Below are 12,595 nucleotides of genomic sequence, written 5' to 3'. Positions count from 1 at the left end.
TAACGACACGGAGAACAGCGATGTCCTGGTTTTTATTATGCGTGGTGACCTTGATTGTGGGCTATTTCACTTACGGCACCTTCATTACCAAAATCTTTGGGCCTAAGCCGCAAAAAGCGACACCGGCCATGAGCATGAACGATGGCGTGGATTATGTGCCGCTGTCGGACAAAAAAGTCTACCTGATTCAGCTTTTGAATATTGCTGGGTTAGGTCCCATCTTTGGCCCGATTCTCGGTGCCTTGTACGGTCCTGTAGCCATGTTGTGGATTGTGTTTGGCTGCATTTTTGCGGGGGCTGTCCATGATTATTTCTCAGGCATGCTAAGTGTCCGCGCAAATGGCGCTTCTGTGCCTTCTGTGGTCGGCGAGCATCTGGGTAACTTCGCTAAACATTTTATGAACTTCTTTGCGGTGTTGCTCTTGATGTTGGTCGGAGTGGTATTTGTGCTCGGTCCCGCCAAGTTGTTGGGTAGCTTGTCAGAGATGAGCGTGGCGATGTGGGTGGGTATTATCTTTGCCTATTATGTGCTGGCGACAGTGGTACCCATTGATAAAATCATCGGCCGTTTTTATCCCGTGTTTGGTGCCTTGCTTGTCTTTATGTCGGTCGGCTTGATTATCGGCTTGGCCGTGAGCGATCACAGCTTCTACAGCCAAGGGCTAGACTTTGCGACTAACTTCCACCCAACTGATCTACCACTGTGGCCATTGCTGTTTATTACTATCGCTTGTGGAGCAGTATCCGGCTTCCATGCCACCCAGTCGCCATTGATGGCGCGCTGCATGCAAAATGAAAAGTCAGGGCGTTTTATCTTCTACGGCGCGATGATCGGTGAAGGTGTGATTGCACTTATCTGGTGTAGCCTGGGCTTGAGCTTCTATGAGTCGAGTGAGGCGCTTAATCAAACGCTGGCTAACGGTGGCCCGGCTGCGGTGGTGCATGAGGTTTCTACCTCGCTACTTGGCACCGTGGGAGGCATTATGGCGGTCTTAGGCGTGATAGTGCTGCCGATTACCTCGGGTGATACCGCTTTCCGCTCTGCGCGTCTGATTATCGCCGACTTTCTGAAAATTCAGCAAAAACCAATGGTGAAGCGCCTGATGATTGCAATCCCCATGTTTGTGGTGGGCTTTTTGATCACCAAAGCGGAGTTTGGCGTGATTTGGCGTTACTTCGGCTGGGCCAACCAAACCACCGCGATGATCATGCTATGGGCTGCGGCGGCTTACCTGATTAAACGTGATAAGTTGCACTGGGTGTGCACGATTCCGGCGATGTTTATGACCGCAGTGACTGTTACCTACTTAGCTAACGCTGAAATCGGGTTTAGCCTACCGATGAATATCGCTACCATCATCGGCGTGGGGGCGACAATTGCTGCCACTATCGCTTTCTTTGTCGGCTACAAACCGAATCCACAGTTGATCGCGGATGAGAAATGATGGTCATGTCATCAGAGCGACTAGCGTGTATGCCCATGGATTGATTTTTATCTAAATGATTGGTCTTACGGCAATATCTGCGCAAATACGCTAAGATCTAAGCCTCAGCTTCTGCTGGGGCTTTTTTATGTAGGGGAAGGGTTTAGCATGATAAAAACGTTTTTTGCACTATGGGGTGTCGTACTGTTGGTCGGATGTGCCGCATCGACTACCCAAGGCTTGGTTGATGAGCAGAACTGGTATGGACTTGGCGAGCAAGATGGACAGCGCGGGTTGCCACAGCGCTCGTTAAGCGATTTGCGGACGTTAGCCTCTGAGGCTGGCGAGACCATCAATGCCAACTATCTCGATTACGAGCAAGGCTATATTCATGGTATTGACGCCTATTGCGATCCCAAGCATGCCTACCAACTGGGATTAGATGGCAACCCCTATATGGGCGTGTGTGAAAGTCGCCCTGGCTCTCAGCGTTTTAGAATGGAGTGGCAGCGCGGCTACAACGACTTTCAAAGCCAAGCAAATGGGCTTTTCTACTAACGCGCGGTGAGAGTTACTGGCATAAGCCCAGCTTGTCTTTCAGTGTTTTGAGATAGCGGCGGCTCACAGGTACCACATAGGCAGATTGCGTGATCACTTCGGCAAGGCCGTTGTCGAGTAACTGGATTTCGCGGATAGTGGCCGGATGCACTAAGTATTGGCGATGACAGCGTATTAAGGGGGTTTTGTCTTCCAAAACCTTGAGTGAAAGGTGCGTGGTAGATTCGCCTTTTGCGGTGAGTAGCGCGACCCCACTTAGCGCCGTACGTGCGACCTCCACCTCTTGGTGAGGGATCAACGTAATTCGATTGTGTCCGGCGCAAGGGAGCAAATCCAACGCGGGCGTGATCACTTGGTAGTCGTGTTTCTGGCTCAGCTCACGGGTGAGTTTTTCCAGTGATTTCTTCAATCGTCCAGTTTCGACGGGTTTGAGCAAATAGTCGAATGCATTGTCCTCAAACGCTTGTACAGCGAATTCATCATAGGCGGTCACGAACACCACCTTGGGCATGGTGGCGGGGTCGAGCATCGCGAGTAGCTCTAAACCGGTCACGCGAGGCATCTGAATATCTAAAAACACCACATCGGGGCGGGTTTGATTGATGGCTTTCAGCGCGTCGATGGCATTGTTGCACTGTCCAACCACCTCAACGCCACCGAGTGCCAGTAACTCATCTTCCAAGGCTTCACGCGCATGAAGCTCATCATCAACAATCAATGCCTTGATCATCCCTGTCTCTCCTTGTTGGGGGCTTGATAGGTTAAGGGAAGAGTGACGGTTGCCCGCGTCCACACATCGGGCTGACAGGTCATTTTCAGCGCGTATTGGCTACCAAACAACCCGCGCACGCGCTTATCGACAATACGCATCCCTAGCCCTGAGTGTTGTGCTGCCGGTTGATAAAGCCCGGCATTATCTTCCACTTGTAAATACAGGCATTCGCCTTCTTGCCAGCCACGGATCACAATTTTACCGCCTGCCATCAATTGACTGATCCCATGCTTCACGGCGTTTTCAACCAAAGGTTGTAAGGTAAAGCTTGGGATCACCGCGTGTAAGATAGCCGGGTCAATCTGCTTTTCAACACTCATACGATCGGCAAAGCGGGCATGTTCTAGCTCTAAGTACGCATCAAGATGACTCAGCTCTTGCTCAAGCGACACCGTTTCGCGGTTTTGCTTGAGGTTGCTGCGAAAGAAGGTTGATAAGTGCTGGATTAATTGGCGAGCACGTTCCGGCTCACGCCTGACCACCGCACTAATGGTATTTAAGGCATTGAACAAAAAGTGCGGGTTCACTTGGGCGCGCAACAAGTTTAACTCGGCTTGGGTGAGCAAGCTTTGTTGGCGCTGATAACGCCCGGTCAAAATCTGGTTGGAGAGGAGTCGCGCGATCCCCTCACCCATGGTGACATTGATCGCCGAGAAGAGTTTCCGTTTAGGCTCATAAAGTTTCACCGTGCCTAGCACATAACCATCACCGCCGCGCAAAGGGATCACCAGCACTGAACCGAGTTTGCAGTAAGGTGATAGCGAACAGCAGTAGGGCGTATCGGCGCCATCGATATAAATTAATTGATCATCGGCAATCGCGCGACGGGTGTAATCTGAGGCAATGGGTGTACCGGGCAGGTGGTGATCATCGCCAATCCCGGTAAAGGCGAGGATCTTTTCGCGATCGGTAATCGCAACGGCGCCGACCCCTGTCTCTTGTTGAATAATGGCGGCGACCTGTTCACTGCTTTGCTGATTAAAGCCGCTACTCAAAATACCGACCGAGCGTTCAGCAATTTTTAGCGCCTTACTGGAAAACGCCGCTGAATAGCGTTCGAACAGGGTTTTGCGGTCGACAATAATGCTCATAAACATCGCGGCACCGACTGAGTTAGCGATCACCATGGGCGCAGCAATCGCGCTGACTAACTCGTATGCACGGCTAAAGGGCTCAGCCACCGCGAGAATAATCGCCATTTGCACCAGCTCGGCGACAAACGTCACCCCTAACACTACGGTAGGGGAAAATAAACGGCTGGTTTGGTTGCGGGACACTAAGTAGCGGTGCATTAAACCACCAATTAACCCTTCGGAGGTCGTCGATATAGCGCAGGCGAGATCGGTAAAGCCGCCTAAACTGTAACGGTGCAGCCCGCCTGTCAGCCCAACCAAAAACCCCACGACCGGCCCGCCCAGTAATCCTCCCATCACCGCGCCAATTGCGCGAGTATTGGCAATCGCATCTTGGATACTTAAACCAAAGTAGGTGCCGAGAATACAAAAGCCTGAGAAGAGGAAATAACAAACGACTTTATGCGACAGCCGTCCTGAGATACTCAGTAGTGGCATAAACGCAGGCGTTTTACTCAGCAAATAGGCGATCACTAGATAAACGCTCATTTGCTGCAAGAGGGAAAGAACCAGGGCCATAACCACCCACACAAAAATGACGGATAGGTTATAGTAACGATTGACGGTTTAAGACTCTATCTTAAATTAGACTGTAAACTTAAATTTACTAAGTAAATTAAATGATACACTCACTATTGCTTTTAGAATAGAGCCTGGTATTGTCTGTGTAAAACCTAATGAACAACTCAAGGCAAGGCTATGCAGCAAGACTCGGTAACCAATATCCACATTCGTGACGAGCAGGTGCTTCTCACACCAGAGCAGCTCCGTGCCCAGTTCCCGATTGAAAAAAGTACTCGTGCGGCGATCAGCCAAGCGCGACAAACCGTGGCGGATATTATTCACAAACGCGATCACCGCTTGTTAGTGGTGTGTGGCCCTTGCTCCATTCATGATGTTGAGGCGGCCAAAGATTACGCGCGTCGTCTGAAAGCCTTGTCGGATGAGCTGAGTGATCATTTGTTTATTGTGATGCGGGTTTACTTTGAAAAACCACGCACCACCACTGGCTGGAAAGGCTTAATCAACGATCCGCATCTGGATGGCAGCTTTGACGTGGAGTCTGGCTTAAAGCAAGCGCGTGGTTTGCTCACGGATTTAGCGCAAATGGGGATCCCGCTGGCCACTGAAGCACTGGATCCGATCAGCCCGCAATACATAGGCGATCTGTTTAGCTGGGCGGCGATTGGTGCGCGCACCACCGAATCACAAACCCATCGTGAAATGGCCAGTGGACTGTCGATGCCAATCGGCTTTAAAAATGGCACGGATGGCAATCTGGCCACCGCCACCAATGCGATGAAAGCCGCTGCGTCTGGGCACCGGTTTATGGGGATCAACCAAGCCGGCCAAGTAGCGTTATTGAATACCCAAGGTAACCCAAACGGCCATGTGATCCTGCGTGGCGGCAAGCAAACCAACTACGACTCAGTCTCCGTCGCTGAATGTGAGCAGCAAATGGAGGCCGCGGGACTAAATCCGTCTCTCATGGTGGATTGTAGCCACGCGAATTCACGTAAAGATTATCGTCGCCAACCGCTGGTGGCGGAAGATGTGATCCATCAAATTAAACAAGGTAACCGCTCTGTGATTGGCTTGATGATCGAAAGTCACCTCAATGCTGGCAACCAATCAGCGGATCTGCCGAAAGATGAGATGGCGTACGGTGTGTCGATCACCGATGCGTGCATTGATTGGGCGTCTACCGAACAATTGTTGCGTCATGCTCACCAAGAGCTGGCAACCTCTCTTCAACAACGTATTCAACAGGGCTAAATCATGGTGGCAGAACTGAGCCGATTGCGCGATCAAATCGATGATGTCGACAAACAAATGGTGAGCCTGCTCGCGCGCCGTTTAGAGCTGGTCGCAGAAGTGGGAGAGGTAAAAAGCCAACATGGCTTGCCCATTTATGCGCCGGACCGTGAAGCAGCGATGCTCGCTTCGCGTCGTCAAGAAGCACAGTCGCAAGGCGTGCCACCAGACTTAATTGAAGATGTCCTGCGTCGTACTATGCGCGAATCGTACAGCAGTGAAAACGACTCTGGCTTTAAGTGTCTAAACCCAGATTTACGCCAGGTCGTAGTCATTGGCGGTAAAGGGCAGCTAGGGGGATTGTTCGCGCGCTTGTTTGCGCTTTCTGGCTATCAGGTCACTGTGCTGGATAAAGACGATTGGGTGCATGCGGATACCTTGCTGGCTGACGCGGGTATGGTGGTGGTGTCGGTACCCATTGACGTTACGGAAGCGGTCATTAATCAATTGACCCAACTGCCAGATGACTGCTTATTAGTGGATCTCACCTCCATCAAATCAGGTCCGCTACAAGCGATGTTAGCCGCGCATTCAGGCCCAGTGGTTGGTCTACACCCGATGTTTGGCCCCGATGTGGCCAGCCTTGCCAAGCAGGTGATTGTTTATTGCGACGGCCGACATCCTGAGGCATACCAATGGTTGCTCGAGCAATTTCGGATTTGGGGCGCTGGGCTACATCGGATCAGCGCCATCGAGCATGATGAAGGCATGACGCTGATCCAAGCGCTGCGCCACTTTACGTCGTTTGTTTACGGGGTCCATCTGGCAGAAGAAAACCCCAATTTAGATCAGCTTACCGCGCTAAGCTCACCGATTTATCGCTTAGAGCTTGCCATGGTGGGGCGCTTGTTCGCCCAAGATGCGGGTCTGTATGCGGATATTATTATGTCCTCGCCGCAAAACCTGGCGATGATCAAACGCTTTTACCAGCGTTTTGGGGAAGCGATTGACTTGCTCGAACAACATGATAAGTCCACGTTTGTCGATGCCTTCGCGCAAGTGGAAAACTGGTTTGGCGACTACGCCCCGCGCTTTTTACAAGAAAGCCAAGGCTTGTTGCGACAAGCCAACGACGCCACCCACCGCACCGTGACCTAGTCAGGCTCACCTTTTCAAGGGGGCAGGAGGGTAGAGAGCCACACAGATAAAGTGAGATAGCGTGTATATCGATATGAGGGACTAAGAACTGGATCGCATGGATAAAGTGATAGGGTATTTATAATCAGGCTCGCACGTGGAAAAGTGAGTCTTTGTAGTAGTCTAAGCGGATTCGAAAGTATTATTTCGTCGCTATGAGATGTACGGTTATTGCGTGTTTGAGGCTACAGCAAGCGGTCGAAAGCGTATTAGAACTATCGTTGCAGAGTCTGTGATTTAGGGATATAGTTATCGAGCGGTTGGAAACAATCTATGGTGTGCTGCCTTGTTGTAGTGCGCTGAGCTCGTAGCTCTTTCCGCCGCCTTCTTTCCCCCATTTCCTTTCGTAGCGACTCTCTATTATCTTAGGGGTTCGTATATGTTTTTGTTGTACGCAGATGAATCCGGCACGCCTGGTGGCGCAGACCAAGAGCATTTTGTTCTCGCTGGCTTTAGTGTGTTCGAGCGCTCTGCACATTGGCTTTCTCTTGAGTTAGATAAAATCGCGGCAATCTTCAATCCACAAGACCCCCACGCTGTTGAACTCCACGGCGCCCCCATGCTTGCGGGGCGAGGCTTTTGGCGGAAGTTTGATAAAGAGTTGCGCCTAAAAGCGATCAAACAGGCTCTTAGCTTAATTGATGGGCGTAAATTTAGAATATTTGCATCAGTTGTAAGAAAAGGTGCCATCTCTCCAAATGATCCGGTTCATTATACCTTTCAACAAATTGTAACCCGCTTCGATCATTTCTTAGCCAGACAACATGTTCACTTCAATAATACCCAAAGAGGTCTGATTCTTTTTGACAAGAGCAGCAAAGAAGCACCGATTCAAGCACTCGCTAAAGCGTTTAAACTCGATGGTCATGACTGGGGGCGGCTGAGGAATATGGCAGAAGTCCCTGCCTTTATCGATTCTGAAGCAACAAGATTGATTCAACTCGCGGACCTGATTGCTTACGCGTTGTTTCGTTATTACGAAAAAAAGGACGGTCAGTTTTTCGACCTTATTGAGCGAAAATTTGACTATTTTGGGGGTGTTCAGCATGGACTTCACACGGTGGTTTAAGCGATATGATAATGATTAAAGCGCCAAAAGCCCACATCGTGGGCTTTTGGCGTTAATGGCTACTCGCGATTATTCGTTGCTGTCCGGCAGCGATACTTCGGTGGGGGAAATGGTCTCTGACGGGTAGCAACCGAGCACTTTTAGGTAACGGGTCAGGGTGGTGAGCTCGTCCAGTGCACTTTGCATCAGGTTGCTGGCCATATTAGCTTCAACATCGACGTAAAACATCTCTTCCCATGGGTTGCCAAGCACGGGCCGAGATTCGAGCTTGGTCATATTGATGCCGCGCTCGCGCAGTACCATTAAACACTCCACCAAGGAGCCAGCTTGCTGCGAGGTCGACATGATAAAGGTGGTCTTGGCAGGGGTCAGTGACGACACTTTAACCGGCTTGCGGGCCACGACAATAAAGCGGGTGTGATTTTGCTGTTGGTTGGCTATCTCGCTCTTAATCGCGGTTAAACCGTAAAACTCACCACTTGCCGCATGACCAATCGCGGCGACGTTGGGCTGGTTTAAATCCGCTACTTGTTGCATGGCTTCAGCGGTGCTGGAGCAATAAATCTTCTTCACTTTACCCAAGGTGTCAATGTATTCGCTGCATTGCTGGTGCGGCTGCGGGTGGGCATACAAGGTATCAATTTGACTTGGCTCTTGGTCACCGACGGTAAGCAGGCAATGGTCGATAGGCAGCGTGAGCTCACCGACAATCGATAAACGCGTGTGCTGCAGCTGATCGTACACTTCATTGATTGAGCCAGAACTGGTGTTCTCTACGGGTAAGATACCGTAATCGGCATGACCAGTTTCTACCGTTTCTACCACCTTTTTAAAGCTGTCGCAGGCCATTTCCACCAGTTCGGTTTGCTTGCGGCTAAAGTATTGGCGCGCGGCGAGATAGGAATATGAGCCCTGGCTGCCCAAGAAAGAAACCCGTGCCACTGGACGCTGATTGTCTGGGTTGGCCAGGTTTTGCAGATAGCGCTGCTGGATAAGTACCGAGTCTTCGATAATGGTGTGAAACAGACTCAATACATAGTGGGCGTCTAGCTGGTGATCTTGCGCTTTGGTCACCAGTTTTTCTAATAAGGCTTGTTCACGGGCTTGATCGCGAATCGGTTTTTGCACGGCGACTTTGTTTTTGGCGACATCTAGGCTTAAGCGACGGCGCTCGGCCAATAGTGTCAGCAGCTCTTGATCAAGCTGGCTTATGCGCGTGCGTATCTCATCCAGTGGGCGTGGTGTGTCTGGCATACATTATCCTTGTTCTAATACAAAAAAACCTCCCGGTTGGGAGGTTAGTGCGCCAGGCTGATTAGGCTTAGCACGCTTCCTCCCGCGTTGGCGAGATAAAAAAGAAGCGAAAAAAACGAACGAGAATCAGCATTGGGCGTTGTGTTGTTATGTTTGCGCATGGATTAACCATATGGGGCGCAGGCAGGCGTGTCAAGGATCAAAAAGCCCCGCGAGGCCGGGGCTAACATGTTTAGCGAGTTAGGTGTTGCGCTGAGGGTTAGATTTCCTCATCGGCTGGATTTTCTTCCATCGCAACCGTCGCGGCTGACTTATCGTTACGGCGCGCTTCGCCTTTGTGTTGGACCTTATTCAGTTGCTTCTCGAGTTTTTGGCCCACCTCGTTAATCGCTTTGTACATGTCGTCGCTTTCGGCAGAGGCAACCAGTGTTGAACCTGGTAGCCCAGCTTTCGCTTCCACTTTGAACTGGTGGTTTGGCTCCTTACTGATCACAGCATGAGGATTGATGAGTGCCACCTGCCACTTGGCCAGCTTTTCAAAGCGGCTTTCAATGCGCTCACGGATGGCGGGAGTGATTTCGATGTTTTTGCCTGCAATTTCCACTCTCATACTCTTTCCTCTTTGTTCCCCTGTATTAGGTTCATCTTCAGATTACCGCTTTCCATTATTGATAACGTGACTTAGCTCATGTTTAAAGGGGGGAAGGATATCGATAGAAGGATCTGTGAGCACCTGCGAATCCTGACACCGAAAAGGTCGGAAAAGCCTTGAACTCAATGCCAAAAATGCTACGTTGGGAGAGGTCACGAACGCTGATTTACCCGCCAGTCAGGGCCGCCTCGCGCCTGTTTATTTTCCTCGTTTTCGCTTGTGGTTAAAATGTGCCACAAACCTGCTTGTGCTTTTTGGCGTATTGCGGTGACGCGATAGTGATTCAAGCAAAGTAGACATAAAAAAGGCGACCAAGTTGGCCGCCTCTGAAAAGAACTAAAAGCGGGCTTGATTAGTTATTCGCGTGTAGCTCGTGGTTGAGCTCGACCGCCGTTTTGTTGGTTAAGCATTCAACCGCTCCCGTTTTTGAGTTGCGGCGTAGCAATAGGTCCGACTTACCGGCCAAATCACGTGCTTTGATGCTTTCGACCACATTGCCGTCAGCGTCGAGCATGGTGACTTTGGTGCCTGCGGTGACATACAGTCCTGACTCGATGGTGCAACGATCGCCTAATGGGAAGCCAAGGCCAGCATTGGCACCCAACAGTGAGTTCTCACCAATTGAGATCACAATCTGGCCGCCGCCACTCAGCGTCCCCATAATGGATGCACCGCCGCCAATATCGCTACCTTGACCGACCATCACACCCGCAGAGATACGGCCTTCAATCATGCTCTTGCCTTCGGTGCCGGCATTGAAGTTGATAAAGCCTTCGTGCATCACCGTAGTGCCTTCACCCACATGGGCGCCCAAGCGAACACGGGCGGTATCAGCAATACGCACACCGGCAGGCACCACGTAATCGGTCATTTTCGGGAATTTATCCACGCACTCAACGGTTAATGTTTCGCCTTTCAGACGCGCTTCCATCTGACGCTCAGGCAGTTCCGGCAAGTCGATTGGGCCTTGGTTGGTCCAAGCGATGTTGTGCAGCAGGCCAAAGAGTCCGTCTAGCACCACACCGTGTGGTTTGACTAAGCGGTGCGAGATCAGCTGAAGCTTGAGGAAGCCTTCAGCCACCGATGCGGGTTTGCTGTCGTTTTCTAGAATAACCAGCACCAGTGGCTGTGTGGTTTGTTGAGCCTTGCTCGCAAAGTTAGCTGCCTTTTGAGCGCCAGCGGCGGCGAAGGCTTCACTGATTGCAGCGCAGGTTTCTGGTGCAACCTCTAGTACCTGATTACCGGCGCTATAATCGGTTAGCGCGCTTAGGGCACTTACCAGATCATCACTAGGATTAAGCAGGGGCGCTGGGAAATAGGCTTCAATGATTTTACCGTCCTGGTTTTGAGTGGCGGTACCGAGTGCCAGAGCAAAGCTTGCCATTGGGGGGAATCTCCTTGTGTCGTTGGGCTTAAAACATCAAACACTTCATCTTAAAGACAAGCGGCGGTGGTTGGAAGCGCTTAACGGCTGGCGGAGGCAAAAACCGTTACAGGTCAGCGCACCGATTCATGTTGATGCATAGTCATCAGGAGACAGGCATAAAAAAAGCAAGCCAAATGGGCTTGCTCTTTCGCGGATGCTAAAAGGGTCAGCAATCACAACTTTAGGCCGCATCGGCGTCTTTGTCGTCGCGACTCTCGTCCGCTTTGTTCTCGCTTTTTGCCGGCTTTTTCTTTGCCGCCTTGCGTTTTGCGCCCAGTGCTTCAAGCACCGAGTCTTTGTGTTGAGCAAGGTATAGCGACAAGGCTTCACGCTTTTCTTCGTCGTCTACCAGTTCGCTTTCTCCAATTAGATCGAACATGGCATCCGCCATATCCAACATTTTGTCGTAGGCGTCGGCTTCAGCTTTGGAGGTAAATGTCATCTTTTCTTCTCCCTCGCGTTCGACCACGTACTTGACGATAACGGCCATAATTACCCTCTCTTCGTTGATTTACTGTCTTTTTATACAGTAGGATAAGGGCCATTGTCCACTGACCCGGCCATGATTGTGACATGAGAGAAAAATTTAGCACCATTTATCAACGTGCCGCTGAGCGCAAAGGCGGTCAACGCGAGGTAGAGCGCATGTTGGTGGCACCGCTTGCGCCTCATGCCTTGTGTGAGATACCAGATGATCGCTGGCTCGCAGCGTTTAGCCAGAAGGTGTTTCAATCGGGGATTAGTTGGCAGGTAGTGCGTAAAAAATGGCCCGGATTTGAAGAGGTGTTCTGGGGCTTTGATATTGATAAAATGCTGCTGATGCCGCCGGAAATGTGGGAAGAAAAAGCCACCAACCCAGCGATTATTCGTCATCTTACCAAGGTGATGACGATTCCGCACAACGCGGAAATGATCCACCGCGTGCAGCAATCGCACGGCAGTTTTAGCCAGTTTGTCGCCGATTGGCCCAGCGAAGATATTGTCGGGTTATGGCAGTATTTAAAAAAGCACGGTAAGCGTTTAGGCGGTAATACCGGTGCTTATACCTTGCGCCGAATGGGCAAGGACACCTTCTTGTTCACCCGTGATATCGAGCACTACCTGCGCGCGACTAAAATCGTTGATAGCGGTCGAGAGACCAAGCGGGCGATGCAAGCAGCGCAACAGGCATTTAATGAGTGGCAGCAAGAGTCGGGGCGTTCACTGAACCATATCAGCCAGCTGATCGCATTCAGTGTGGGTGACAATCGCGTTTAATCGCGCAGCGATTTGCTGTGCCATCACGCGCTTAACAAGTCGTGTGCGAGGTCGCGGCGTATCGATGGCGGTTTGCGCTTAGTACGGCAATCGGCCAC

The 12,595-nt window shown here is 51.0% G+C and carries 12 protein-coding genes; 6 read left to right on the top strand and 6 right to left on the bottom strand.

Annotation, left to right across the window (positions count from 1 at the left end; genetic code table 11):
* The first annotated feature begins 20 nt into the window (after positions 1–20).
* Together EHW58_RS04005 and EHW58_RS04000 are read left to right on the top strand one after the other, a co-directional pair.
* Positions 21–1,445 (top strand): carbon starvation protein A, encoded by a 1,425-nt coding sequence (locus EHW58_RS04005; RefSeq protein ID WP_046074126.1) that lies wholly within the window; start codon positions 21–23, stop codon positions 1,443–1,445.
* A gap of 150 nt (positions 1,446–1,595) precedes the next feature.
* On the top strand, positions 1,596–1,982 hold the full coding sequence (locus EHW58_RS04000; RefSeq protein WP_077650551.1) for a DUF2799 domain-containing protein: 387 nt from the start codon (positions 1,596–1,598) through the stop codon (positions 1,980–1,982).
* 13 nt (positions 1,983–1,995) lie between these two features.
* On the opposite strand, the gene btsR is transcribed toward EHW58_RS04000, so the two are convergent.
* Both btsR and EHW58_RS03990 read right to left on the bottom strand, forming a co-directional pair.
* Positions 1,996–2,712 carry a two-component system response regulator BtsR gene (btsR, locus tag EHW58_RS03995; protein ID WP_152794915.1) on the bottom strand — a complete coding sequence of 239 codons (717 nt, stop codon included), beginning with the start codon at positions 2,710–2,712 and terminating at the stop codon, positions 1,996–1,998.
* A complete protein-coding gene (locus tag EHW58_RS03990) occupies positions 2,709–4,406 on the bottom strand; it encodes a sensor histidine kinase (RefSeq protein ID WP_152794913.1) in 1,698 nt (565 codons plus the stop codon). The genes btsR and EHW58_RS03990 overlap by 4 nt, the downstream gene beginning before the upstream one ends.
* A gap of 180 nt (positions 4,407–4,586) precedes the next feature.
* Between EHW58_RS03990 and EHW58_RS03985 the strand changes: the two genes are divergently transcribed.
* The 3 genes from EHW58_RS03985 (at position 4,587) to EHW58_RS03975 (ending at position 7,908) form a co-directional block, all read left to right on the top strand.
* Positions 4,587–5,663 (top strand): 3-deoxy-7-phosphoheptulonate synthase, encoded by a 1,077-nt coding sequence (locus EHW58_RS03985; RefSeq protein ID WP_046074130.1) that lies wholly within the window; start codon positions 4,587–4,589, stop codon positions 5,661–5,663.
* A gap of 3 nt (positions 5,664–5,666) precedes the next feature.
* Positions 5,667–6,800 carry a bifunctional chorismate mutase/prephenate dehydrogenase gene (tyrA, locus tag EHW58_RS03980; RefSeq protein ID WP_152794911.1) on the top strand — a complete coding sequence of 378 codons (1,134 nt, stop codon included), beginning with the start codon at positions 5,667–5,669 and terminating at the stop codon, positions 6,798–6,800.
* Positions 6,801–7,218: 418 nt separating this feature from the next.
* On the top strand, positions 7,219–7,908 hold the full coding sequence (locus tag EHW58_RS03975) for a DUF3800 domain-containing protein (protein ID WP_152794909.1): 690 nt from the start codon (positions 7,219–7,221) through the stop codon (positions 7,906–7,908).
* A 69-nt stretch (positions 7,909–7,977) separates the two neighbouring features.
* Here the strand turns inward: EHW58_RS03975 and pheA are convergent, their stop codons facing one another.
* The 4 genes from pheA to EHW58_RS03955 form a co-directional block, all read right to left on the bottom strand.
* Positions 7,978–9,162 carry a prephenate dehydratase gene (gene pheA, locus EHW58_RS03970; protein ID WP_152794907.1) on the bottom strand — a complete coding sequence of 395 codons (1,185 nt, stop codon included), beginning with the start codon at positions 9,160–9,162 and terminating at the stop codon, positions 7,978–7,980.
* Positions 9,163–9,421: 259 nt separating this feature from the next.
* Positions 9,422–9,772: a ribosome hibernation-promoting factor, HPF/YfiA family gene (gene hpf, locus EHW58_RS03965; RefSeq protein WP_046074133.1), complete on the bottom strand. Its 351-nt coding sequence runs from the start codon at positions 9,770–9,772 to the stop codon at positions 9,422–9,424.
* 394 nt (positions 9,773–10,166) lie between these two features.
* Positions 10,167–11,198 carry a 2,3,4,5-tetrahydropyridine-2,6-dicarboxylate N-succinyltransferase gene (dapD, locus tag EHW58_RS03960; protein ID WP_074213325.1) on the bottom strand — a complete coding sequence of 344 codons (1,032 nt, stop codon included), beginning with the start codon at positions 11,196–11,198 and terminating at the stop codon, positions 10,167–10,169.
* Between the two features lie 223 nt (positions 11,199–11,421).
* On the bottom strand, positions 11,422–11,730 hold the full coding sequence (locus EHW58_RS03955) for a YebG family protein (protein ID WP_046074135.1): 309 nt from the start codon (positions 11,728–11,730) through the stop codon (positions 11,422–11,424).
* An 83-nt stretch (positions 11,731–11,813) separates the two neighbouring features.
* Here EHW58_RS03955 and EHW58_RS03950 point away from each other — a divergent pair, with 83 nt between their 5' ends.
* Complete coding sequence (locus tag EHW58_RS03950) at positions 11,814–12,497, top strand: DNA-3-methyladenine glycosylase I (RefSeq protein ID WP_152794905.1); 684 nt, start codon at positions 11,814–11,816, stop codon at positions 12,495–12,497.
* Positions 12,498–12,595 lie beyond the last annotated feature (98 nt).

Source organism: Salinivibrio sp. VYel1, from assembly GCF_009377945.1.
Lineage (GTDB): Bacteria > Pseudomonadota > Gammaproteobacteria > Enterobacterales > Vibrionaceae > Salinivibrio > Salinivibrio siamensis.
Note: the sequence above shows the minus strand (reverse complement) of the source record. Positions and strands in the feature narration are given on the sequence as shown.